Origin of the sequence: Shewanella sp. c952 (assembly GCF_019654975.1) — a bacterium.
Lineage (GTDB): Bacteria > Pseudomonadota > Gammaproteobacteria > Enterobacterales > Shewanellaceae > Shewanella.
In genome coordinates, this window is sequence record NZ_BPEW01000016.1 from 64877 (window position 1) to 89723 (window position 24847).

The following is a 24847-nucleotide window of genomic DNA, read 5'->3' on the forward strand; positions in this document are numbered from 1 at the left end:
TTCTTACTGTCCAAACGGAACGTATTTAAGTAGGTCATCGACTACCTGTTTAGGTTTAATCCCCGACGCAGCGGCGCTGTAGCTCAACATGAGACGGTGTCCCAATACACTGTGCAGTACAGCTCGCACATCATCAGGGCAAACAAAATCACGTCCATCAAGCCAAGCATGCGCCCTCGCGCAGCGATCGAGCGCAATACTTGCTCTTGGACTCGCACCGACTTCGATCCAATCAGGAAATTGTGCGTTGCCATATATCTCAACATTGCGAGTTGCCATGATGAGATCAACGATGTAGTTTTCCATGACTGGCGAGACATAGATATCAGCAAGCTCTTGCTGTCCAGTAATAATGTCCGCGGGCGAAATAACCAATGCAGTGTCAGTTTGGTTTACATTCACAGTGCAGCTTTCTTCTTGCCTAACTAACTTAATAATGGCTAGTTCAGCAGCCCTATCTGGATAAACAACATTAATCTTTAAAGTAAAGCGGTCCATTTGCGCTTCAGGTAACGGGTAAGTCCCCTCTTGGTCAACAGGGTTCTGCGTTGCTAAAACCATAAATAGATCAGGTAATTTTCGAGTGTAGCCAGCAGCTGTTACTGTTCCTTCAGCCATCGCTTCAAGGAGAGCCGCTTGTACCTTGGCTGGTGCCCTGTTTATCTCATCAGCTAGCACTAAGTTGTTAAAAATTGGGCCGGGTTGAAAGTCTAGCTGTGGTTTGCCGGCTATCTCTCGATAGACTTCAGAGCCAGTGACATCAGACGGTAAAAGATCTGGGGTAAACTGTACACGGCCGAAACTAGCTTGCATTGACTCAGCTAGCGCTTTTATGGAGCGCGTTTTTGCAGTTCCAGGTAATCCTTCTAACAACACATGACCTCGAGTCAGTAGAGCTATTATTAAAGACTTAACGACATGATCCTGACCCACAACACTTTTACACACAGCAGTGTATAAACTGCTTACCGCTTTTTGAGATGAATTCACCCGGACTTCCATAGCAAACAAGGACTATGCCATGATTTTAATGGGTTACATGTATCCTCAACACTGGGAAAAATACTTGAAACTCGTGTTTTAAGAGCTTTGTCTTCACTTCAAACAAACGCGAGAGAAACCAAAATAAAACGTGGAAATAGATAAACCAATGATCAAAAGGCGTCCCATGAATTGATTGAACGCATACTAGCTGACGATTAACCTGATACAAGACTAAACTCTTATGGAAAAATCAAATTGCTCATGTACACTCATAACATACTGACTTAGTGGATAAGTTCATGAGCCAACGTACTCTTCATACACTTTTCAAGCCTAAATCCGTTGCGATAATAGGTGCTTCAAACCAGCCTAAACGCGCCGGTAATGTACTGATAAAAAACCTGTTGTCAGGTGGTTTTTCAGGGCCGATTATGCCGGTAACACCTAAGTATGAAGCGGTAATGGGAGTACTGGCCTATCCCAATATTGAAGCATTACCTCTTAAGCCTGATCTTGCCATTATCTGCACCGCAGCCAATAGAGTGCCCGCGATTATCGAAACACTTGCACAGTTTGGTTGTAAAGTTGCAATTGTCATGGCATCAGGCATGGCCGATGAATTAACAGAGGATGGTGTCAGCTTGCTGCAACAAATGCAGCAATATGCGGATCGTTATGGCATGCGGATCTTAGGGCCCAATAGTCTTGGGATGATATTGCCGAATATTGGATTAAATGCCAGTTTAGCCCACACCAGTGCGCTTCCTGGCAAAATCGCTTTCGTGTCACAGTCAGCTGCTATTTGTACCACAGTACTTGATTGGGCTAATAATAAAGGCATTGGCTTTTCCTCCTTTATATCCCTCGGTGATGCTAACGATGTCGATTTTGATGAGCTACTAGACTATTTAGGCCGAGACTCTAAAACCGATGCCATTTTGCTCTATATTGACTCAGTCAATGAAAAACGCTTGTTTCTATCAGCTGCGCGAGCCGCATCTAGAAATAAACCCATTTTAGTGATTAAGTCTGGTCGCAGCGCTGAAGGCACAAGTGCAGCGAAACTGCATACTGGCGGCGTGGCCGGTAACGATGCCGTTTATGAAGCAGCTTTTAGGCGCGCGGGCATGTTACGAGTAAATGACTTAATTGAGCTATTTGCGGCAGTAGAAACCTTAGCTCACTCAACACCTTTGCAAGGTGAACGCCTAGGGATCATCAGTAATGGCGGAGGCCCTGCTGTATTGGCTCTGGATGAGCTTATCCTTAGCGGTGGCAAACTACCGCCTCTAGCGTCAGACGTCTACCAAAAGCTTAATGCTCTGTTGCCAAAAAGTTGGTCAGGACAAAACCCGGTCGATATTGGTGGCGATTCAGATGCAAGCCGCTATGCAAAGTCACTTGAAATAATGATGGATAGCGATAATTTGGATGCCATCTTAGTATTGCATTCACCATCAGCATTAGGGGAAAGCGTACAAGTGGCCAAAGCGATTGCGGACACCATTGCTAAGCATCGCAATAGAAACAGAGTCAATATATTAACCAATTGGAGCGGCGAAGATTCCGCTTATGAGGCTCGCAGACACTTTTCTAAATCTGGCATTCCAACCTACCGCACCCCCGAAGGAGCAGTAGGCGCATTTATGCACATGGTAGAATATCGACGTAACCAGAAGTTACTGCAAGAGGTGCCACTGTCGATCCCCGATAATATTCCCGCTAACACTGCTTTAGCACGAGAAAAACTACAAATGGCGTTAAGCCATGGAAAGACCATATTAGAAACACACGAGTCTAGCAGTATCTTAGGCGCTTACGGGCTTAATACTATCGATACTTGGTTTGCCAGTACTGCTGAGCAAGCAGTTAACTTAGCTAAAAAAGCAGGTTATCCCATTGCGCTAAAAGTTCAGTCTCCTGATATACACCACAAATCAGATGTGCATGGTGTAATGCTCAACCTCACCTCAGATAGTGAAGTTGAGCATGCAGCAAAAGCCATCATTGACCGGGTAATATCTCTCAATCCTGATGCAAAAATTGAAGGATTGATTGTTCAGAAAATGGCACTGACAGCAGGTGCTCAAGAGATAAGGGTCGCTGTAGCTAATGATCCCGTTTTTGGTCCCGCGATCCTCCTTGGAGAAGGAGGTTCCGAGTGGGATCCAACCCAAGATGCCTCAGTTGCCCTACCACCGCTAAATATGACCTTAGCGCGCTATATGGTGATCCAAGCACTAAAGACCAAAAAGTTAAAAGATCGTCACCTACCCCTTGGTCTTAATATGAATGCACTGTGCGTTTTACTCACACAAATATCGCATTTGATCATCGACTGTCCTGAAATTGCATCACTGGATCTGAATCCAGTTCTATGTGCTGGTGAGTCAATCACCTTGCTTGATGTCAATATTCAACTGCATAAAGAACCGGTTGATAATGCCGCTAGGCTTGCTATATCGCCCTACCCTAAAGAGCTCGAGCAGTTGGCAACGCTGAAAAATGGTAATGAAGTGATGCTTAGACCCATCCTTCCTGAAGATGAGCCGAAACATTTGGCCTTTGATAATTCACTCTCTGATGAGGATAGATACAAGCGCTATTTTGGCGTACGTTCAAAAATGACCCACGAAGAGATGGCGGTTCTAACTCAGATAGATTACGCCAGAGAGATGGCATTTATTGCAACAGCTAAAGGTGATGACGGCGAAGACATAACACTTGGCGCAATCAGAGCCTCAATTGACCCCGATAATACCGAAGCCGAGTTTGCCATGGCTGTACGCAGCAATTTCCAAGGACAAGGATTAGGCAAGTTACTGCTTGAAAAACTAATAAGATATTATAAAGCCAATGACACCCTGGTTCTGACTGGGTTTACCATGTTTGAGAACCGTAATATGGCCAGTTTAGCTAAACATTTAGGCTTCACAGTCACTTTTGATATGGAAGAGCGCTTGATTAAAATGCATATGGACCTTAAGGCATAATTCAAGCTTGGGGCCTAGCGCTTAAGTTTTAGCTCAAAATTTAGGTTGAACGTATTAGTTAAGTGGGCAAATTAGCACCCACTTTCTTAATGCGTAGCCCGAGCTTTAGTTGGATTCTGATTCTACCATCACACAATTACGCCCAGCAGATTTAGCACGATACAGCGCCTCATCAGCACGAATAAAGTAGCTATCTTTGCTATCTTCATATTTCAATGACGCACAGCCAACTGAAACCGTAATGTTGCCCAGAGGCAGTTTCTTCTCTTTGCCTATGGTTAGATTTCGTTTTGCTATCTTTTGCCGTAGGTTATTCGCGACAATTTTAGCTTCATCAATACCTGTATTTGGTAACAAGATGACAAATTCCTCACCGCCGTATCGAGCGACAAAATCATCACCTTTAACACTCTGCTTCAGCGCTTGAGCTACGTATGTTAGCACCTTGTCGCCGATTAAATGTCCATGTACATCATTGAATTTTTTGAAATGATCAATATCAACTACCAGTAAACTACTTTCAAACTCTTTCTGGTTGAAGGTGTCGATATGACTTATCACTTCTTCGTCAAAAGCACGGCGATTGTTAAGTGAAGTCAGCTGATCGGTCATGACTACAGAGCGCAGATCAGACATCTCAGTTTTAAGTGCTGAAACCTCTTGATTAATAGTATTAAGGCTTTTATCCATCGCTATATTAGCATCAATAATACCATCTAACTCGGTGGTAATATCATCGACTAGTTGCTGTAATACTTCAGGGCTAGGATTAGTTTTAAGTGCCTTATCGAACGCCTTTAACGACGATGAAAACTTTACATTTCCTTGACTCATTCCGGCAATTTTAGCAAGCAACTGATTGATCAATAATTGCGTTTCTATCTGCACATTCTCCATCACTTCTGGTGAATGTTGCTGTATATAGGTGGTAAACAGACCTTCACATACCGTCGCAGTAAAACTGACTTCGTTTGCCAGTAACCCGTCTATCGCCCGTTTTAAATCTAAATTAATGCCTAAGTAGTACTCATACCAAACGGAATAGTTATTGGGTGTAACAGGAATGTTCAATTCTGACATCTTGGGAACTGCATGCCTTAGAATTCGCGCTGACAGCTCGGTCTCAGACAAATGTTGAGCCATATCCATAAATTATCTTCCCTAGGACTAAATATCATACTTATCAATACAATAAACAAAAAAGAGGATGTTGCCATCCTCTTTTTCTATTTATTTACTACTTTTGACTGATTACTACTGTCTACAGCTAGAAAAAATGTCTTTGTCCTGCTGATAAACCTCTGTACTGACATTCATTAAGCCTAATAAACTATCAAACAGGTTATCGTGAGAATAACCTCCCTGCTCTGCTTCCTTGGCCAGACAACTCAGATCAAGTTTATTTTGTTTCGCAAAACCTGCTGAGAACCAGCCCAAGAAAGGTACTTTGGTTTGCTCCTCTGGTGCAAAAGCATAAGGCGCACCATGCAAATACATACCACTTTCACCTAATGATTCGCCATGATCGCTGATATAGAGCATTGCGGTATCGAACTCTTCGTTTTTTGCCTCAAGCTTTTTAACTACCTGCGACACAATGTAATCGGTATATAAAATCGTATTGTCATAGGTATTCACCAACTCTTCATCAGTGCAGTTCTGAATATCACTGCGCTGGCAATCTGGTGTAAAAAAGCGATGTTCATCTGGATATCGTAAGTAATAAGTTGGACCATGTGAACCAATAATATGCAGCACAATAAGGCTATCTTTACTGCTTAAATGACTAAGCCTATCATCAAGTGTATTGAGTAGAACCTGATCATAACAATATTGTCCATTACACAAATCAGGGTCACTATCGTGTCCAATGAGTATATTATCAATATTACGACATACGCCTTTACAGCCACTGTCATTATCAAGCCAGTCTAGTGCTATACCGGCATGATTTAGCACATCTATAGCACTGTCCTGTGCCTTTGCTTGCCTAGACTCGTAGTGCTTTCTATCCATTCTTGAGAACATGCAAGGCAGTGACACAGCCGTAGCAGTCCCGCAAGAGTGCGTATCTTTAAACGTTAATAAACCTTGCCCTTTTGTATGCGTATTGGTCGGTTTGCCATAGCCATAGTATTCATAATTCATCTCACGCGCGGTTTCACCCACAACCAGTACCACTAAGTTGGGCTTGTCATTTTGTTTATCTGTGGTGTTTTTTGCATCTAAGCCGAGCTGCTTGTACTCGATAGGTTCTTGCAGGTAGTTGATATTTATGTATTTTGCAGTAGAACCTATAAAATATGTAGGAATGATATGACGTTTTATGATGTCGTTATTACGACCAAACGAAACATAATTTTGGTAGTAAAAAATCGCGATAATGCCAATACCAATAAGCATGGCTGCCATAAGAGCAAGCTTATACAACAGCTCTTTAACCAATGGTTTAAATTCAATATTAACCTTATAGATCAGCAACGCAGGAACAACGCCAGTCACAACAAAGTTAAGCATTGAAGCCCAATTTAAATAAGTCACTGCTTCTGCAGAGTTTGTTTCAAAGGTGTTTTCAATCATGCCGTAATCGAATACTACTCCGTATTGCAAAGCAGCAAAAAACACACTTGAAGACATTAGCGTTAGGACAATAAAAAACGGCTTTGCAAGGTATTTGAATGAGAAAATGCTAAATATAAAACTGAGTGCAAAAATGAGGAAAAGTGGGATAGTAGCGATAAATATAAGGTTTACGTCCGCTTGTTTCTCTACTCCCTGTTTAACGATTTGAAAAAACGGGATATTAAAAATACAGACATAATAAAGCGCAAGTATGACTGTAAACTGATTACTGCTAAGGCTTTTTAAACGAGATAACACAATGAGGCACTCTCTTATTATTGAACTAGAATAACGACGAATTTTGACGATATTAGCCGTGTACTATGCGGATGAAATCTATATCACCTTGCAGCACAACAGTCACTCGGTAAAACAACAACTAAGTAAACATATTAACAGCTGCTCAATATATGTTGAATTATTTTACACATTTCTTTACGTAATACCGCTAATTTGCTGACTAACTAGAAAACCCAGCAAATATCTCAAATGAACATAGTTATAGGCACCAAATCAACCAAAAAGTTCATAGCGTTTCTTGAGGGAGATATTGTTAAAGCAAGTGCTTTATTTAATAACCTATGACTTTGTCTTTGGTCGCATTTGACATAAATTGGAGGAAAATGATGCAAAAATATAATAGTGCTATGGGGACTAATTTAGTTAAACAGTAGCTTTTGACCTTCACTATATGTGCTGTGCTAAGCGGTTAAAACTCTTTATTGATGCGCTTAAAGAAATCTAACATCTGACTGCGCTCTTCGTCGCTAAAATTGACAGTAAGATCTGCGGTGAGCTGCATATGGAGTTCATCATGCTCTTCAAACATCACTTGGCCAGCATCGGTTAATTCAACTAATATCGAGCGACGGTCAGTTTCATGAGCACGGCGCTGCACAAGACCCGCTTTAACCATCTTATCAATTTGAACGGTTAGTGTGCCTGTAGTGACACCTATTTTCTCTGCCAACTCTTTCATTCTCATTGGACCATTCAAGCCTAAAATCTCAACGGTATGTACTTGGGGTAAGCTAAAGCCATTGTCTTTAACAACAGCCATTTCCCAAGACGACAACTTTTCATAAAACTCAATGATGGCGTGATTTAAGTGATCGTCTTGGTTTTTCATCTAATTTAATTTCCTGAGCAATTGAAACGTTATTGTGCCTGACAGACCTTATGCACTTCAACGGTTACATGACTTAAAGCCTTAATTTCCGATAATTTCTGTTTGATATCATCACAGTTTGCACCACTTTCACTAATAACGATTAAGCTTGCAGCATAATGATCAGCACTGACTTTCCAAACGTGCAGGTCAACCAAGCTATCACCGTTTTTTTCAATCAGTTGTTTTATTTCTGTTAGCGGCTTTTGTTTCATGCTGGCGTCGAGCAAAATGGGGGCGGTTTGGTGCATAAGCCCCCAAGCCCAACGAGAAATAATCACTGCACCTACAATCCCCATGACAGGATCTAACCAATTAAGACCCACATATTTTCCTAAAAGTAACGCGCCAATTGCCAGCAGTGATGTCAATGCATCTGCTAACACATGAAAATACGCTGCTTTAAGGTTATGATCTTCATGACCATGTGAATGATTATGTTCGTGACTGTGCCCATGACTGTGTCCATGACCATGGTCGTGACTATGATGATCTTTTAACAGAAATACACTGACAACATTAACAATCAAGCCTATCACAGCAACCATTATAGCTTGGTCAAAATGAATATCTTGAGGGTTAACCAGCCTGATAGCAGATTCCACCAGCATGACTAACGCAACAAGTCCAAGCGCCACAGCGCTGGTAAAACCGCCGAGCACACTCACTTTACCGGTACCATAGGAGAATGTAGGCGAGTTTGCATGCTTGCGCGCATAGCGATATGCAAATAAGGTGATTAGAAAAGCAGCGGCATGAGTCCCCATGTGCCAACCGTCTGCTAGCAGCGCCATAGAGCCGTATATAGTTCCAGCAATAATCTCTGCAAACATAGTGACAACTGTTAATAGCAATACAATGGCAGTATTGCGCTCTCCACTACTATTGTGCGCAGCAAAGTTGTGCTTGTGCGTCCATTGTTGGCGTAATTGTTCAGCGTTTCCCATAATCCCCGATCCTTTATGCAACGTTTGTTGTCTTATCATTTAATGTTCTATAGTCAAATTTCACCCTATCTATGGCGACTAGATCTCTATTCAACTTTTATCTGCAGCACGTTTATGTTGGCATCATTATTATGCTGTTATGCATAATGAACCTTTTACTAGTATGCTGCAGGATTAGCTTGATCACCAACTATCTTTAAAAATAGATAATTTGATAATCAAACTATTATTTCAGCAATATGAGTGTAACGGCAACAAAAATTCGAAAAGATGTGACCTAACGTCAAAAAGAATTGCTACGTTTGTAACCTACTGCTGAAGAAAGTCAGTTTTACTGAGGCAATAAACATTAAACGCCGAATGGAAAAAACACATAGTGCTTTGTTTTATTTGGTTTTTACAAAAAATGGAAATAAACTATAAATAATTAAGTAATATTTAACCCCTTTTGGTTTTAATGCCGTTAGTAGAGGTATCGCAAGTCAGTTTAATCATTTTATATTTTGGAGCCATTATGAATTTGAACCCATTTTCAAACAAGCAAGTACGTAGTTTAAGCCTAGCAACGGGCCTTCTTCTCACCGCAGCGACTTTTTCAGCTAGCGCTACGTCACCAGTAAAACCTGACCAAACGGTACAACCTATGATCAATGCACAGGTCTATTCAGCGACAGATTATGTCCCACAAGAAGCCTCTAAAATGTTTCCAGCTCCAAAAGAGGGGCAGATACAACACATATTGACTCTAAACACATTAGATAATGAAGCTGATTACATGCTTGAAATCCAAATTGGCCAAACCAAAATGGTAGATTGCAATAAGCATGGCCTTGCAGGTGAATTAAAACAATTATCAGTGGAGGGATGGGGCTACAACTATTACCAAGTAGACAGTATTAATGAAGGACCAAGTACAATGATGGCCTGCTTTGATAAAGCGTTAACCGAGCAATTTCTTCCGATTCAAGGAAGTTTAAAAATCGCTTATGATAGTCGTCTACCTAAAGTCATTTATCTGCCTGAAAACAGTCAGGTACGCTATAGAGTTTGGAAAGTAGAAGCTCCATTCGCTTATTCAGGCGCTAAAGCTAAATAATATTTATTTGGAATTAAAAAAAGCTACCCCAAGGTAGCTTTTTTAGTGACTGCCCAGCCATATCTATAATAAGGCTTGCAATAGTAGCTTTTAAAGTGCGCCGATGGCTTCTTTACATAGCGCAGTGATTCTATCCCAGTCACCCTGCTCCATCGCATCCGTTGGTGCAATCCAGCTACCGCCGATACAATCTACGTTTTTAAGCGCTAAATAGTCTTTGTAACTACTTGGGGTGATACCACCTGTTGGGCAAAAACGGATGTCCGCTAGTGGTCCAGAAAATGCCTTAAGTGCATTCACGCCACCAGAAGCTTCTGCTGGGAAGAACTTAAAGTTGGTATATCCAAGTGCCATACCTTCCATGACTTCAGAGATACTCGCTACACCAGGTATTAACGGTGTAGTGCCTGCCATTGCCGCTTTAAGCAGATCTGTGGTTGCACCTGGAGTGATAACAAACTGCGCACCAGCATTCACTGCCTGTGCAAGCTGTGCTTCGTTCAAAATAGTACCTGCACCCACTAATGCTTCCGGCACCTCTTTGGCTATTTTGCTGATGGCTTCAAGAGCGCAATCAGTACGTAAAGTCACCTCTAATACGCTAATACCGCCAGCAACAAGTGCTTTAGCCAATGGCACTGCATGTTCAATCTTATTGATCACCATGACAGGAACAATAGGGCTGCGATTAAAAATATCTTGTGGTTGAATTAACCAGTTATTCTCAAGCATTGCGTTACTCTTCCTTAGTCTTTAATAATTTTCATCTATGGCGCTAGTACTGCGAGCACCGGTTTCAGGACTGCTTAAGCTAGCTCTTAGTGCTCCGAATAGTTCACGTCCCATGCCATAGCTTGTTTTTTGTAAATCAACTTTTTCAGCGGTTCGAGCCTGTAATTCAGCTTCATCAACTAAAAGGCTTAGCTCACCTGTTGTTGCATTAACTCTAACCAAGTCACCATTGTGGATCTTGGCAATCATGCCACCATCCAACGCTTCTGGTGTTAGGTGAATAGCAGCAGGGACTTTGCCCGATGCTCCAGACATTCGACCATCGGTAAGCAGTGCTACTTTGAAACCTCTATCTTGCAGCGTACCTAAGATAGGGGTTAGTTTATGCAGTTCAGGCATACCTATGGCTTTAGGCCCTTGGCCTTTTACAACCACTACGCAGTCTTTATCTAACTCACCAGCTTTAAAGATTGCTTCAAGCTTATTTTGATCATCGATAACAACTGCTGGCGCTTCAACGATACGGTGCTGTTCTTGTACTGCTGAGACTTTTATAACTGCTCGGCCCAAGTTACCTTTTAGTAATTTTAAACCACCGTTAGCTTGGAAAGGACTGTCTAAGCTGGTTAACACTTCTGAGTCTAAACTTGTTTTCTGACCATCAACCCACGTCAATTCTCCATCGCGGATCTGTGGCTCTTGGGTGTAACGTTTCAATCCGAAGCCTGCAACGGTCTCTACGTCTTCATGTAACAGTCCGCCATCGAGCAGTTCTTTAATCAAGAACGCCATGCCACCAGCAGCGTGGAAATGGTTAATGTCAGCATGCCCGTTTGGATAAACACGAGCAAGAAGTGGTACCGCATCAGATAATTCTGAGAAATCATCCCAGTTAATAATGACACCAGCGGCACGTGCTGCAGCAACAATGTGCATGGTCAGGTTAGTTGAACCACCTGTTGCCAACAATGCTACGATTCCGTTAACGATAGATTTTTCAGAAACGATCTGTCCAATTGGCGTGTACTGCGTACCCATTTCGGTCAAGCGACACACCTGCTTAGCAGCTGTTTTGCTTAACACTTCACGTAAAGGATCATCTGGATTGACAAAAGATGAACCTGGCAGCTGTAAACCCATCACTTCAAGCATCAACTGATTGCTATTTGCTGTACCGTAGAAAGTACAGGTACCAGCGCTATGGTATGATTTTGATTCTGCATCTAGCAGCGCTTCTCTATCGACTTCGCCTTGAGCATACTTTTGACGAATTCGCGCTTTCTCTTTATTAGGAATACCAGACTTCATTGGTCCTGCTGGGACAAATAGCATTGGCAGATGACCAAAACTCAATGCACCAATAAGCAGGCCGGGGACGATTTTATCGCAAATACCGAGTAGCAACGCACCGTCGAACATATTGTGAGACAAGCCTACCGCGGTGCCCATCGCAATGACTTCACGGCTTAACAAACTCAGCTCCATACCTGGCTGACCTTGTGTGACACCGTCACACATCGCTGGAACGCCACCAGCAACTTGTGCAACGCTACCAACTTCATTACAAGCCTGTTTAAGCAGATCTGGGTACTCACCGTACGGTTGATGCGCAGATAACATGTCGTTAAAAGAGGTAACGATACCGATGTTCGCTTTGGTTAGCTGCTTAATCGATGATTTATCAGCTGGATTACACGCAGCAAAACCATGGGCTAAGTTACCGCAGCTCAATGCGCTACGATGCACGCCTCTATTTTTTGCATCTTCTAAAGCCGCAAGGTACTTAGCGCGGGAATCTTTGCTTCGTTCAATAATTCTGTCTGTCACAGACTGTACAACGGTGTGCATAATTACTCCTTAGGCGCTCCAGTAAACATCGACGGGTGTTTTGTGCTGATCGAGAACTGCTCTGATCGGCATTTCACTGCTATCGTTATCTGCCAGTGCTTGTCGGTAAACATCAAGTTTCTGCTCACCAACGATATGTAAATAGATTTGACGGCTTGCAAGAATGCCAGCCTTTGAAAGCGATATACGTGCGTGTGGTGCATTACCAGGGGTAACCGCTACACATAAGTCATCGCTTGTTAATGCGTGCTCAAGTTCTTTTGCGTCAGCGCAAGGGAACCAAGAACATGTATGTCCATCATTGCCCATACCAAGGACAACGACATCAAACGGCTTTGGAAAATGTGCCAGTTGCTCCGAGGTCATTATTTGACCTTCATAGGGAGAAGAGTACATATTTTTCAAACCACAAAACTTGGCACTAGCCGCTCGGTTTTGCAGTAGATTGTTTCTGACTAACCGCTCGTTAGAGTCACTGTGATCGTTATCGACCCAGCGCTCATCCGCTAATGTAATGTAAACATCGTTCCAATCTATGGCTTTTTTACTTAGTAATTCAAAAAGCTTTAATGGCGTAGAACCACCAGAGACAACTAGACTCGCTTTCCCCCTAGCATCAACCGCTTCTTGCAATTGATTGGCGATACGCTCTGCAAGTTGCGCTTCAAGCGCAGCTTTATTGTCAAAAGATTTAAAAACACTTTCTTTAATCATCTTGATCCCCTACTCGTCCCAAGAACGACCGTCTTTAGTGATAAGCGCGACTGAAGCAACTGGGCCCCATGTGCCTGCTGGGTAAGACTTTGGTTTCTCGTCTGTTTCTTCCCAAGCTTGGATGATGCCATCGACCCAACTCCATGCTTGTTCAACTTCATCACGACGAACAAATAATGCTTGATTCCCCAACATCGCTTCTAACAACAAACGCTCATATGCATCTGCAATACGCTCGTTTTTAAACGTATCAGAGAAACTTAAATCAAGCTTAGTCGTTTGCAAACGCTGCTTTTCACCTAGGCCAGGAACCTTGTTCAACATCTGAATCTCAACCCCTTCATGAGGCTGTAGACGAATAGTCAGCTTGTTAGGTGGTAAATTACGGTAGTTAGAGCTGTATAGATTGTGTGGTGGGTTCTTAAAATAAACCACAATTTCAGAGCTCTTAAACGGCATACGCTTGCCACTTCTTAAATAGAAGGGAACACCTGCCCAGCGCCAGTTATCGATATCAACGCGAAGCGCAACGAAAGTTTCAGCGTTTGACTGAACATTAGCGCCCTCTTCTTCTAGGTAGCCTGGTACCGGTGCACCTTTTAGAAATCCGCTTGAATATTGGCCTCGAACTGTATTTTCGTAAATATTATCCGAGTTGATTGGACGCAGTGATTTAAGTACTTTCACTTTTTCATCGCGGATATTATCGGCGTCTAAGTTAACGGGAGGATCCATAGCAACTAAGGTCAAAACTTGCAGCAGATGGTTTTGGATCATGTCACGCATCTGGCCAGCTTTATCAAAGTAGCCCCAACGCCCTTCAATACCAACCTCTTCTGCGACGGTTAGCTGCACATGGTCAATGGTACGATTATCCCATTTAGAGGCGAACAAAGAGTTAGCGAAACGCAACGCCAGCAGATTCTGTACCGTCTCTTTACCTAGGTAATGGTCAATACGGTAGACCTGATTTTCATTGAAGTAAGCTGAGACTTGATCGTTAATGATCTTAGAAGTGGCGAGATCTGAACCGATAGGTTTTTCTAATACAACACGAGAATCAGGGAAGATAAGATTTTGTTCATTTAGGCAACGACAGATATCGCCGAATATTGAGGGTGGCGTCGCAAAATAGCTCACCATCACTCTTTTCTCAGGCTCTAGCACATCGTGGAATGCTTTATAGCCTTCAGAAACCGTAAAGTTTGTTCCTACATAATGACAACGATCTAAAAAACGATTTACGGTCTCTTCACATAAATCATCTTTTACAAATGTCTTCAGTGCCGTTGTTACAAGTTCACGATACTCTTCTTGAGTAAAGTCATCTTTGGCAACGCCCAGTACCTTGGTATCTATATTGAGTAGGTTTGCTTTATCAAGCTGATATAGAGACGGTAGTAACTTTCGCTTAGCGAGGTCACCTTTGGTACCAAATAGAACAAAATCACAAGCTTTGGCTTCTGGTGTTGTTATGCCCATAGCTTCAAAATCTCCTTTTGATCCTGTGTCCCACCATTTTTGATGAGATTTCACATGTTTGTTGTAATATAACAACAGAAATTAGTAATTGCATCTAAATTCTATAATAAACTTCAAGTCAGTCTATTAGGCATGTTGACACAATCTCTGATATGCTTTCGTGATAAAATTACTAAATTTTATCATCTTTGTACCTGTTATCTTTATAATTTTATTCAAGCTTAAATGTTTAGCCAGTGTTGTACTTGCTTAGCTTTCTAAAGCACTACAAAAATATAATAAAACTACATTACTATTGAGTGGACGTACGTATATGAATACCCTAGAAAAGGTTCAAAAAAGCCTTACCCATTTTAGTAAATCTGAACGTAAAGTTGCAGAAGTTATTCTGTCTTCACCGCAAACCGCGATTCACTCTAGTATAGCTACACTGGCCAAAATGGCAGATGTCAGCGAGCCAACGGTGAACCGTTTTTGCCGTCGACTAGATACTAAAGGGTTTCCAGACTTTAAGTTACATTTGGCCCAAAGCCTAGCTAATGGTACGCCTTACGTCAGTCGCCATGTTGAAGAAGACGATAGTCCCGATTCATATACCACCAAAATATTCGAATCTTCAATGGCATCGCTCGATACCGCAAGACAAAGCATCGATACCACCGCGATTAATAAGGCTGTTGATGTATTGACTCAAGCAAAGAAAATCTCTTTCTTTGGCCTTGGCGCGTCAGCTTCTGTTGCCCATGACGCACAGAATAAATTTTTCCGCTTTAATGTTCCTGTCATCTCTTTCGACGATGTTCTAATGCAACGTATGAGCTGTATCAACAGTAATGAAGGTGATGTTGTGGTGCTAATCTCCCATACAGGTAGAACTAAGTCACTCATTGATATAGCAAAACTCGCTCGAGAAAATGGTGCAGCTGTAATAGGCATTACCGCACGTAACTCTCCGCTTTCTACGGTATGTACACTGCCTGTAACAATGGAAGTCCCTGAAGACACCGATATGTACCTACCAATGGCATCACGTTTAGCACAGTTGGTTATAATAGATGTGTTAGCGACAGGATTCACACTAAGACGAGGTCCTCGTTTCCGTGAGAATTTGAAGCGAGTTAAAGAAGTATTGAAAGAATCTAGAATAGACAAAGATCCCATTCTGTAAGTGGCTTTCGACATGTTTTAGGACAGTTTAGCAAACGCTCTACTGTCCTTTAGTCTAATAATGTTGCAAGGGTTCACAAAATTAAAAACTTGAGATAGATCATTTTGTTCGTAATTTTACTACATTTAAGGGTATTGTCTGTTAATATAGTGTCAGAATTTTTTAAAACTTAACGGAGTATGTCATGTTCCGCAGAACCAAAATTGTAACAACTTTGGGCCCAGCCACTGACCGTGATGACAACCTACGCCGCATTATTGCTGCCGGCGCTAACGTTGTTCGCTTAAACTTTTCTCACGGTGCACCAGAAGACCACAAAAAACGCGCAGACGATACACGAGCTATTGCAAAAGAGCTTGGTGTTCATGTTGCTGTTCTTGGTGACCTTCAAGGTCCTAAAATTCGTATTTCAACTTTTAAAGATAACAAAAAGGTACAGCTAGCTTTAGGCCAAGCATATACCTTGGATGGCGATCTTGAAAAAGGCGAAGGCGATGAGAATCAAGTGGGTATCGACTATAAAGAGTTACCAAAAGATGTCAGCCTAGGCGACATTTTGATGCTTGATGATGGTCGTGTTCAGTTGCGTGTTGAAAAAGTAGAAGGTAACAAGGTTCACACTATTGTTACTGTTGCTGGTCCTTTGTCTAATAACAAAGGGATCAACAAGCAAGGCGGCGGATTATCTGCTGCTGCATTAACTGAAAAAGACAAGCGTGATATTATTACTGCGGCTGAAATCAAAGTTGATTACCTTGCTGTTTCTTTCCCACGTAGCGGTGCAGATCTTAACTATGCACGTGAATTAGCTCAAGAAGCGGGTAGTAATGCACTCATCGTTTCTAAAGTTGAACGTGCTGAAGCCGTTGTGTCTGACGCAGCGATGGATGATGTGATCATTGCCTCTGATGCCGTCATGGTTGCTCGTGGTGATCTAGGCGTTGAAATTGGTGACCCAGCGCTCGTAGCAGTGCAAAAGAAACTGATTAGCCGCTCTCGTCAGCTAAACAAGCCTGTTATCACGGCGACTCAAATGATGGAGTCTATGATAACAAGTCCAATGCCAACTCGTGCTGAAGTCATGGACGTTGCAAACGCTGTACTTGATGGTACTGACGCTGTCATGCTTTCAGCTGAAACAGCCGCTGGTGACTTCCCTGAAGAAACTGTTAAAGCAATGGCTGAAGTTTGTTTAGGTGCTGAGTCGCACCCAAGTGTGCAGGTATCAAAGCATAGACTTGATCAACAGTTCACAACGATTGAAGAAACTATCGCACTTTCTACAATGTACGCAGCGAACCATCTAGATGGTATTAAAGCGATTATTGCATTAACGGAATCTGGTGCAACACCGCAAATGATGTCTCGCATCAGTTCGGCGCTGCCTATTTTTGCGATGTCTCGTCATGAAGTGACTCTTGCTAAGATGGCGCTTTACCGTGGTGTTCAACCAGTTTATTTTGACTCAACTGCCCATGCTCCAGAAGCAGTTGCACAAAAAGCACTTGAAACATTAGCGGCAGCGGGTTACCTACATAGCGGTGACATGGCGATGATGACTAAAGGTGATGCAATGGAAACTGTTGGTGGTACTAACACTAGCAAGGTTGTTGTTGTAGCTTAATTTACTCGCCAGTTAAATGGCTTATAAATACCTTTTAAAAGCATGTCTGTTGATAACAGACATGCTTTTTTATTTTCAGCCCTTTCGATAAAAGTGCTAATGAAGCTGTTATGCAAAAGAGAGCAAGCTGTCATATCTGACGCTAGACGCCTTTTGCTCATTTACACCGACTAACTCCATATATTCATTACATAGACTCTCTGGTCATTCAAACAAATACATCACCATGTGTTACAACGCTACCTTGCTTCCCTCATTCATATAGCCCTACATCAGCGATTTATACCTTAGTTTCAAGCGTTTTATGTTTTCGTCAGTAGCTAAAATGAAACCCAAAAAAAGCCACTGAAGTTATTCAGCGGCTTTCAAAAAACGGGTTATGCTTATTACATCACAACAGTCTTGATCAAGTTAAAGCGCTTCGAAGTCATCGACATTTATCGCTGCTAACCTTAATTCATTTGCAACGACAAGTTGTTGATGCTCCTCTTTGCTAATTAAGTCAATTTCTAGTGCCGAGTTAAACAAAGCTTGAGGCGCTAATTTTCTAGCTAAACTGCCTTCTTTCTGAGCCTGTTTCATACGGACAAATAGCTCCTTGCATTCATACTTAGCGACAAATGCACGCTCAACATCGGCGATACCGCTAGCATCGTTATCGATATCTGGACATAGGAAAGTCAATCGGTCACGAGCAGGCCCTGGACTACTCATCGAATTAACCACTTCAATAGACTGCTTGTCATCAGCTTGGTTAAAGTGATTTCCTAGCGGAAAGATTAATACCCGCAAAAGACCAGCAACAATCCGATTCGGAAAATTTCGAATCGCTTCATCTAACGCTTTTGCAGCAAGGTGTAATCTTGTTGCCATTACATGCTTAACTGTGGGCAGATCTTCAAATTGACGGCCATTATCTTCAAAAAGCTTTAACGTCGCTGATGCTAGGTAAAGCTGACTCAGGACATCGCCTAATCTAGCGCTCAACATCTCTTTACGCTTCAAATCACCGCCAAGCATTAACATTGACATATCAGACATTATCGCTAACGCTGCAGATAAGCGGGTCATGCTCTTGTAATAACGCTTAGTTTCACCACTCACAGGCGATGAAGCGAAGAGACTCCCCGTTACCGCATGACTAAAAGCGCTAAAGCCATTTCGAGCGGCATAACCAATATGACCTGTTAGCAGTGAATCAAACCGCTCTAGCCCTGCTGCTTTGTCTTCCATTCCCGCAGCTTCCATTTCTGCAAGTACATAGGGATGGCAACGTGTAGCGCCTTGGCCAAAAATCATTAAGCTACGGGTAAGGATATTAGCACCTTCAACCGTGATTGAAATTGGCAGTGCAATATAGGCATTTCCTAAGTAATTTTTCGGGCCGAGTTGAATCCCCTTCCCTGACTGAATATCCATCGCATCATCGATAACATTTCGGCCAAGCTCAGTCATATGATACTTAGCAATTGCTGTCACAATAGAGGGTTTAACATTAAGGTCGATACCGGTAGTTGTTAAACGTCTCGCGGCTTCCAACTGGTAAGTATTACTAATGATCCGAGCAAGTGCTTCTTGCACTCCTTCAAACTGGCCGATCGGCATTCCAAACTGCTGTCTAACGGCGCTATAAGCCGTTGTTGTTTTAGTTGCCATATGGCCTAACGCAGTAGATAGAGCAGGTAATGAAATTCCACGGCCAGCAGATAAACACTCAACCAGCATTCTCCATCCTCGACCCGCGTATTGCGGCCCACCGATAATCCAATCTAGTGGGATAAATACATCTTTCCCTTGAGTGGTACCGTTCATAAAGGCCAAGTGCAATGGATCATGGCGTCGACCAATTTCTACACCGGGATGGTCGGTAGGAATAAGTGCACAGGTAATACCTATTTGCTTCTGCTCACCAAGCAAACCGTCAGGATCGTGCATTTGAAACGCTAGACCCAACACATCAGCAATCGGGGCAAGCGTGATATAACGTTTATTCCAATTAAGCCTTAAACCTAAGGTTTGCTCACCATTAAACTCTTCACGACACACAATACCGGTATCAGGTATTGCCCCAGCATCACTGCCCGCTTCTGGGCCAGTTAGCGCAAAACAAGGGATCGCTTGGCCATCAGCAAGTTTTGGTAACCAAATATCTTTTTGTTCGGTGGTGCCATAATGAGTTAATAGCTCGCCAGGACCTAATGAGTTAGGCACCATCACGGTTACTGCAGCGCTGACACTTCTGCTGGCTATTTTGCTAACAATCGTTGAATTAGCGTAGGCTGAAAATGCACGTCCGCCGTACTTCTTGGGAATAATAAGCGCAAAGAAGCCCTCTTTTTTAAAGTATTCCCACAGTTCAGGCGGTAGATCCTTTCTATTGCTGACAATGTCATAGTCGTCAATCATCGATAACGCTGTTTGAACTTGATTATTGATAAAATCTTGCTCATCCGAAGTTAACGCTGGTTTGCCATAACTATGCAGCATCTGCCAATTCGGCTTGCCTTTAAATAGTTCTCCTTCCCACCAAACGTCACCGGCTTCCATAGCCTCTTTCTCAGTGTCCGATAAAGGTGGTAGAACTTTTTTAAAAAAACTAAATACAGGTCGCGTGATTAACTGCATTCTGATGTTCTTCACCGCAAAAATCACTACTACAGCGATAATTAACAGTATTAATAGCGTAATAAACATAATTTCTAGTTTGCATCCTTATTAACTGGAACTGAAACCCCCGCCGACAAATAAGGGATAACTTTTCGGATAACTGCTTCTATATCATTGTGTTCGCCAAAATCTGCCTCAGCAATTTCGGTTAATGCATCTGCTGACGCCATAGTGAAAACAACGGTACCTAAGGTAAAGTGTAATCGCCAAAACATCTCTGCGGGAGGAATATGTGGTGTACTTTCGCTAACAGCCTTTACAAATAAGCTTAAATACTTGCCATAATGAGTCGTGATGAACCAGCGTAAATGACCTTGGCTCTCTATATAACCGCGTCCCAACAGCTGCAAAAAGGTTGTTGTCCCCTCAGCTCTTAATTTGTTTAACTCAAGTAAGGGATTAACCAGAGTTGAAAAAATATCATCTAGTGATGCATTGGCATCGGCATTACGAACCGCGACAATAGCGTCTGCAGCAGCAGGCATGAAAACATCAAGATAACGGGCTAGCACCGCTCTAATCAGCTCTTTTTTCGAGCCAAAGTGGTAATTGACTGACGCAAGGTTTACTTCAGCTTTACTTGTTATTAATCTGAGAGATGTTTCTGAAAATCCTCTCTCTGCAAATAGCTTTTCTGCTGCATCCAGTATTCTTGTTTTTGTATCGGAGCGATTTGCCATTCCGTTGCCTTTATTAATTCAATTTAAACACTCGTTTAAATTAAACACTCGCTTGCTTTTTGTCAAACAAAAACCCTGTTTACCTTACATATGTGCGCTATTTTCTTCATCTATGCCTCACCACTATCAATCAGCAACAAAATAAGTAAAATAAGCAACACAAAAATAACAAGGGATTTGGACAGATGAACATGACCTTTACCAAGGTTTCTAAGCTATCAGCATTGATAGCCATTTCGCTCGGCGCAACAGCCTGTAATAAAACAGAAGCAACGGATGCACCTGCTGTTGATAAAATAGCGGAAGCTAAACAGTTTATTACTGACGCTGAATCTACAATGGCTGATCTATCTATTGAAATAAATCGCTCAGAGTGGATCTACAGTAACTTTATTACTGAAGACACCGCCGCGCTTTCAGCCAGTGTGTCAGAGAAGTACACTGGTACCTCTGTAAAGCTAGCGACTGAATCAGCTCAATATGCCGATTTAACATTAGATCCGGCAGACAAAAGAAAATTAAATATATTACGCAGCTCAATCGTGCTGCCAGCTCCGTTAGATCCTGCTAAAAATGCTGAACTGGCCAATATAAGTGCACAATTAAATGGGCTTTACGGCAAAGGAAAGTATTGTTTTGAAGATGGACGTTGTTTAACGCAGCCTGAACTTTCTGCAATAATGGGCGAATCTAACAACCCCGAAGAACTGCTTGAGGTCTGGAAAGGCTGGCGTGAAATTTCTAAGCCTATGCGACCGCTATTCGAACGAGAAGTCGAACTGGCCAATGAAGGAGCGCAAGATCTTGGCTATCAGAACTTATCTGAGTTATGGCGCAGTCAATATGATATGAAACCTGACGATTTCTCAAATGAATTGGACCGTCTTTGGGGACAAGTAAAGCCGCTCTATGACTCTCTGCATTGTTACGTGCGCGGCGAGCTTAATGAGCAATATGGTGACACAGTCGCACCAGCAACAGGTGCAATTCCCGCTCATCTCTTAGGTAATATGTGGGCCCAGAGCTGGGGCAACGTATACGACCAAGTCGCTCCGCAAGATGCGGATCCAGGTTACGATGTTACCGAGTTGCTAGCTAAGCATAACTATGATGAAGTCAAAATGGTCAAGCAAGCTGAGAGCTTTTTCACTTCTCTCGGTTTCGAGGCATTACCAGATACTTTCTGGGAACGATCTTTGTTTGTACAACCTAAAGATAGAGACGTAGTTTGTCATGCGTCCGCTTGGGACTTGGATAACGAAGATGATATTCGCATTAAAATGTGTATCCAGAAAACGGCTGAAGATTTTACCGTGATTCATCATGAGCTTGGACACAATTTCTATCAACGCGCCTATAAAGAACAACCATTTATCTTTAAAAATAGTGCCAATGATGGATTCCATGAAGCCATTGGTGACACAGTTGCATTATCAATTACACCAAACTATTTAAAACAGATTGGTCTACTAGACGAAGTGCCTGACGCATCGAAGGATATCGGCTTGCTGCTAAAACAGGCATTAGACAAAGTCGCCTTTTTACCCTTCGGATTAATGATCGATCAGTGGCGTTGGAAAGTATTTAGCGGCGAAATCACCCCTGAGCAATATAACCAAGCTTGGTGGGATCTACGTGAAAAATATCAAGGTGTAAAAGCCCCGATTGCACGTAATGAGTCAGACTTTGATCCAGGTGCAAAATATCATGTGCCAGGCAATGTACCTTACACGCGCTATTTCCTAGCCCATATACTACAGTTTCAATTCCACAAATCCTTATGCGAGATTGCTGGCGATAACGGACCGGTTCACCGTTGTAGTATTTATGGAAATAAAGAAGCTGGCGCCAAGTTAAACACCATGTTAGAAATGGGGCAAAGTAAACCTTGGCCTGAAGCACTTGCTGCGGTTACTGGCACTAAAGAGATGGATGCAAAGGCTGTACTTGATTACTTCGCACCATTGCAAATTTGGTTGGATGAGCAAAATAAAACGGCGAACCGACAATGTGGTTGGTAGAGGCAAGCTAAAGCATTAGCGTTTCAATCGATAAAGGCCATTTAGTTTATCTTAAATGGCCTTTTAATTTGTGCTAAATAGCGATGCAGCGATAAATCTGATGATATGCCACTCTTGGCAAAATGCCTCGCTTTATAAACGTGTACTCGCACCTTTATGGTTAACTTCTTGTGTTTCAATTCGCTTTTGTGCTGATTTAGTTAACATGACATACAGCGCTCCGGTTCCTCCATGGTGCGGTTTTGCGCTATGAAACGCGAGCACTGAGTCAATTTGAGTTAACCAGTTGACGGTAAAGGACTTCATCAAAGCTGCAATAGGTTTACTTCTGGCACCTTTACCATGAATAACTAAAATGCTTCGCTGCCCCAACCCAATAGCTTGCTCAATCGACTGAAACAATACCTCTCTTGCTAACACCAGCTTTAACTGGTGTATATCGACTTCGCTAGCGACTCGATAACCTCCGCTGCTTAACCTGTCAAATACAGCACTTTGTACACCATCTCGTTTAAAACCAATTATTTTGTCAGGTTCAGTCGCTTTGATTTGATTTACATCTAACGTTAGTTTAAGTAAAGATTCATTGGCTTCTAGCTCTTTACGCCTCAGTAACTGTGGATCAGTTGCTTTAATACTGAGGACTGAAGCATTGGTTAGGTTATTTTTCATCGGCGTCACGCCTGACATTTCATTCATAAACATTGTCATATCTTCTTCCAACATCACTAACCCCTACTCAGTCGCTGAACTAATATCAGTCTACTCCAGCGCATCGTATTAACCAATACAACCCTAGCGCAATTGAGTACAAATTCAGCGCATGATGTATCGCATAGGAGTAATCAATACCACCTCATCCCAGCGACGATTTCAAAACCGCGTGAAACAACAACTCGTATAATCTCCTGACGTAAATTTGTTCAGTTAATCGCTTTAACATTAAATCTACACACTTTGTAAAGATCTAATTCTTTTGTTCAATCATGTGGTCGATTATAGTGATGGTAGGAATTACTGTTTTGAAGCCATACATGTTAAAAAAAGCTATAAACCATTTAGTGCTAACTATTTGCCTCTACTTCTCGGCAGCAGGTTTCGCTTTCGCTAATGATAACGAAGCATTGAATGAACTTTATGATCACTTCAACGAAGCATTTAATGAATTAGATGTTAGCCGTCTCCACTCTATATACTCTGAGGATGCGTGCTATATTCCAGAAAGCCAAGGCGAAGAGATCACCGTTGGCCGTGACAATATTGTCGAATTGTACAAAACCTTTTTTGGTAAGATAAAGCATAAAAATGCCAAAATAGAGGTCGACTTTAGAGTCATAGAAAGAAACATTGAAGGTTCAAGCGCAACTGATATTGGCTACTACCTTATTCGCTTTCATCCATCAGTTGATGCTGGAGAGCCTGTAAGCGAATTTGCGGGTAAATTCGTGACGGTGTCCAAAAAGAAAGATGATGGTAAATGGTATTTAACCGTAGATACTAACAATAGAGCTGAAGCTTCTTTTTATTTTAATGCTAAGCCCTCATCAAACCTATATTATGGTCGGCAATTTACTGTCCTAAATAGCTTTGAAAAGCCTAAATTTGATGACCAATCCAAATAATGACCCAGTAACAGAGTGTCCATGTTGCTCAGGAACAAACTACAAAAACTGCTGTGAACCATTACATTTAAAAAAGGCGCTAGCATCTAGCCCTGAACAGTTAATGCGCTCACGCTTCACTGCTTTCTATTTCGGGCTATTTGATTACTTAATTGAAACTCACCATCAGCAATACTTGTGCGGTTTAACTGCGGAGTTACTCAGTGAAGGTCCTCAACCAAACTGGCTTTGTTTAGAAGTCATCGATTCGTCTGTATTAGACCTACAGGGAAAAGTGACTTTTCAAGCTTGGTTTAAAGATAATAGTAAATTGGATGCGATACACGAAGGTTCTGATTTTATAAAAGAAAATGGTCGTTGGTATTACACCGAAGGGGTCCAACATAGCCCCGTATATCCAAAACGAAATGAACCATGTATCTGTGGAAGTAAAAAGAAGTTTAAGCTGTGTTGTTTATAAGGCTTTAGATACTAATTCC

The 24847-nt window shown here is 42.1% G+C and carries 19 protein-coding genes; 7 read left to right on the forward strand and 12 right to left on the reverse strand.

Annotated features, from left to right (window positions below):
• Positions 1-3: 3 nt before the first annotated feature.
• Positions 4-1002, reverse strand: coding sequence for a MoxR family ATPase (locus K5R16_RS12250; RefSeq protein ID WP_220737879.1), 999 nt, complete (start codon positions 1000-1002; stop codon positions 4-6).
• A 281-nt stretch (positions 1003-1283) separates the two neighbouring features.
• Here K5R16_RS12250 and K5R16_RS12255 point away from each other — a divergent pair, with 281 nt between their 5' ends.
• On the forward strand, positions 1284-3977 hold the full coding sequence (locus K5R16_RS12255) for an acetate--CoA ligase family protein (RefSeq protein ID WP_220737850.1): 2694 nt from the start codon (positions 1284-1286) through the stop codon (positions 3975-3977).
• Positions 3978-4082: 105 nt separating this feature from the next.
• Here the strand turns inward: K5R16_RS12255 and K5R16_RS12260 are convergent, their stop codons facing one another.
• From K5R16_RS12260 to dmeF, 4 genes are all read right to left on the reverse strand, one after another.
• Entirely contained in the window at positions 4083-5126 is a 1044-nt protein-coding gene (locus tag K5R16_RS12260) for a GGDEF domain-containing protein (protein ID WP_220737851.1), read from the reverse strand.
• Positions 5127-5231: 105 nt separating this feature from the next.
• Positions 5232-6857, reverse strand: a complete 1626-nt coding sequence (locus K5R16_RS12265) for a phosphoethanolamine transferase (RefSeq protein WP_220737852.1) — start codon at positions 6855-6857, stop codon at positions 5232-5234.
• 451 nt (positions 6858-7308) lie between these two features.
• A complete protein-coding gene (locus K5R16_RS12270; protein ID WP_220737853.1) occupies positions 7309-7728 on the reverse strand; it encodes a MarR family winged helix-turn-helix transcriptional regulator in 420 nt (139 codons plus the stop codon).
• 29 nt (positions 7729-7757) lie between these two features.
• Positions 7758-8714: a CDF family Co(II)/Ni(II) efflux transporter DmeF gene (gene dmeF / locus K5R16_RS12275; RefSeq protein WP_259649864.1), complete on the reverse strand. Its 957-nt coding sequence runs from the start codon at positions 8712-8714 to the stop codon at positions 7758-7760.
• Between the two features lie 514 nt (positions 8715-9228).
• On the opposite strand from dmeF, the gene eco reads away from it, so the two are divergent.
• Entirely contained in the window at positions 9229-9810 is a 582-nt protein-coding gene (eco, locus tag K5R16_RS12280; protein WP_220737855.1) for a serine protease inhibitor ecotin, read from the forward strand.
• Between the two features lie 90 nt (positions 9811-9900).
• Here the strand turns inward: eco and K5R16_RS12285 are convergent, their stop codons facing one another.
• From K5R16_RS12285 to zwf, 4 genes are read right to left on the reverse strand one after another with little or no spacing between them, the layout of a single operon-like run.
• A complete protein-coding gene (locus K5R16_RS12285; RefSeq protein WP_220737856.1) occupies positions 9901-10542 on the reverse strand; it encodes a bifunctional 4-hydroxy-2-oxoglutarate aldolase/2-dehydro-3-deoxy-phosphogluconate aldolase in 642 nt (213 codons plus the stop codon).
• Positions 10543-10563: 21 nt separating this feature from the next.
• Positions 10564-12390 carry a phosphogluconate dehydratase gene (gene edd / locus K5R16_RS12290; protein WP_220737857.1) on the reverse strand — a complete coding sequence of 609 codons (1827 nt, stop codon included), beginning with the start codon at positions 12388-12390 and terminating at the stop codon, positions 10564-10566.
• Positions 12391-12399: 9 nt separating this feature from the next.
• Positions 12400-13104, reverse strand: a complete 705-nt coding sequence (pgl, locus tag K5R16_RS12295; protein ID WP_220737858.1) for a 6-phosphogluconolactonase — start codon at positions 13102-13104, stop codon at positions 12400-12402.
• 9 nt (positions 13105-13113) lie between these two features.
• Entirely contained in the window at positions 13114-14586 is a 1473-nt protein-coding gene (gene zwf / locus K5R16_RS12300; protein WP_220737859.1) for a glucose-6-phosphate dehydrogenase, read from the reverse strand.
• Positions 14587-14899: 313 nt separating this feature from the next.
• On the opposite strand from zwf, the gene K5R16_RS12305 reads away from it, so the two are divergent.
• Together K5R16_RS12305 and pyk are read left to right on the forward strand one after the other, a co-directional pair.
• A complete protein-coding gene (locus K5R16_RS12305) occupies positions 14900-15754 on the forward strand; it encodes a MurR/RpiR family transcriptional regulator (protein WP_020912492.1) in 855 nt (284 codons plus the stop codon).
• Between the two features lie 184 nt (positions 15755-15938).
• Positions 15939-17378, forward strand: a complete 1440-nt coding sequence (gene pyk / locus K5R16_RS12310; RefSeq protein ID WP_220737860.1) for a pyruvate kinase — start codon at positions 15939-15941, stop codon at positions 17376-17378.
• Positions 17379-17789: 411 nt separating this feature from the next.
• On the opposite strand, the gene K5R16_RS12315 is transcribed toward pyk, so the two are convergent.
• Together K5R16_RS12315 and K5R16_RS12320 are read right to left on the reverse strand one after the other, a co-directional pair.
• Positions 17790-20072 (reverse strand): acyl-CoA dehydrogenase, encoded by a 2283-nt coding sequence (locus K5R16_RS12315; protein ID WP_220737861.1) that lies wholly within the window; start codon positions 20070-20072, stop codon positions 17790-17792.
• A gap of 5 nt (positions 20073-20077) precedes the next feature.
• A complete protein-coding gene (locus tag K5R16_RS12320; RefSeq protein ID WP_220737862.1) occupies positions 20078-20725 on the reverse strand; it encodes a TetR/AcrR family transcriptional regulator in 648 nt (215 codons plus the stop codon).
• A gap of 185 nt (positions 20726-20910) precedes the next feature.
• Between K5R16_RS12320 and K5R16_RS12325 the strand changes: the two genes are divergently transcribed.
• On the forward strand, positions 20911-22746 hold the full coding sequence (locus tag K5R16_RS12325; protein ID WP_220737863.1) for a M2 family metallopeptidase: 1836 nt from the start codon (positions 20911-20913) through the stop codon (positions 22744-22746).
• A 132-nt stretch (positions 22747-22878) separates the two neighbouring features.
• On the opposite strand, the gene smrA is transcribed toward K5R16_RS12325, so the two are convergent.
• The gene (gene smrA, locus K5R16_RS12330; RefSeq protein WP_220737864.1) at positions 22879-23472 is read right to left on the reverse strand and encodes a DNA endonuclease SmrA; all 594 of its coding nucleotides are present in this window, start codon (positions 23470-23472) and stop codon (positions 22879-22881) included.
• Positions 23473-23780: 308 nt separating this feature from the next.
• On the opposite strand from smrA, the gene K5R16_RS12335 reads away from it, so the two are divergent.
• Both K5R16_RS12335 and K5R16_RS12340 read left to right on the forward strand, forming a co-directional pair.
• Entirely contained in the window at positions 23781-24368 is a 588-nt protein-coding gene (locus tag K5R16_RS12335) for a nuclear transport factor 2 family protein (protein ID WP_220737865.1), read from the forward strand.
• On the forward strand, positions 24352-24828 hold the full coding sequence (locus K5R16_RS12340) for a YchJ family protein (protein WP_220737866.1): 477 nt from the start codon (positions 24352-24354) through the stop codon (positions 24826-24828). Before K5R16_RS12335 ends, K5R16_RS12340 begins: the two co-directional genes overlap by 17 nt.
• Positions 24829-24847 lie beyond the last annotated feature (19 nt).

Coding starts and splice junctions, on each gene's coding strand:
- K5R16_RS12250 (WP_220737879.1), bottom strand. CDS start 1,002: ATGGAAGTCCGGGTGAATTCATCTCAAAAAGCGGTAAGCAGTTTATAC.
- K5R16_RS12255 (WP_220737850.1), top strand. CDS start 1,284: ATGAGCCAACGTACTCTTCATACACTTTTCAAGCCTAAATCCGTTGCG.
- K5R16_RS12260 (WP_220737851.1), bottom strand. CDS start 5,126: ATGGATATGGCTCAACATTTGTCTGAGACCGAGCTGTCAGCGCGAATT.
- K5R16_RS12270 (WP_220737853.1), bottom strand. CDS start 7,728: ATGAAAAACCAAGACGATCACTTAAATCACGCCATCATTGAGTTTTAT.
- dmeF (WP_259649864.1), bottom strand. CDS start 8,714: ATGGGAAACGCTGAACAATTACGCCAACAATGGACGCACAAGCACAAC.
- eco (WP_220737855.1), top strand. CDS start 9,229: ATGAATTTGAACCCATTTTCAAACAAGCAAGTACGTAGTTTAAGCCTA.
- K5R16_RS12285 (WP_220737856.1), bottom strand. CDS start 10,542: ATGCTTGAGAATAACTGGTTAATTCAACCACAAGATATTTTTAATCGC.
- edd (WP_220737857.1), bottom strand. CDS start 12,390: ATGCACACCGTTGTACAGTCTGTGACAGACAGAATTATTGAACGAAGC.
- pgl (WP_220737858.1), bottom strand. CDS start 13,104: ATGATTAAAGAAAGTGTTTTTAAATCTTTTGACAATAAAGCTGCGCTT.
- zwf (WP_220737859.1), bottom strand. CDS start 14,586: ATGGGCATAACAACACCAGAAGCCAAAGCTTGTGATTTTGTTCTATTT.
- K5R16_RS12305 (WP_020912492.1), top strand. CDS start 14,900: ATGAATACCCTAGAAAAGGTTCAAAAAAGCCTTACCCATTTTAGTAAA.
- pyk (WP_220737860.1), top strand. CDS start 15,939: ATGTTCCGCAGAACCAAAATTGTAACAACTTTGGGCCCAGCCACTGAC.
- K5R16_RS12315 (WP_220737861.1), bottom strand. CDS start 20,072: ATGTTTATTACGCTATTAATACTGTTAATTATCGCTGTAGTAGTGATT.
- K5R16_RS12320 (WP_220737862.1), bottom strand. CDS start 20,725: ATGGCAAATCGCTCCGATACAAAAACAAGAATACTGGATGCAGCAGAA.
- K5R16_RS12325 (WP_220737863.1), top strand. CDS start 20,911: ATGAACATGACCTTTACCAAGGTTTCTAAGCTATCAGCATTGATAGCC.
- smrA (WP_220737864.1), bottom strand. CDS start 23,472: ATGTTGGAAGAAGATATGACAATGTTTATGAATGAAATGTCAGGCGTG.
- K5R16_RS12335 (WP_220737865.1), top strand. CDS start 23,781: ATGTTAAAAAAAGCTATAAACCATTTAGTGCTAACTATTTGCCTCTAC.
- K5R16_RS12340 (WP_220737866.1), top strand. CDS start 24,352: ATGACCAATCCAAATAATGACCCAGTAACAGAGTGTCCATGTTGCTCA.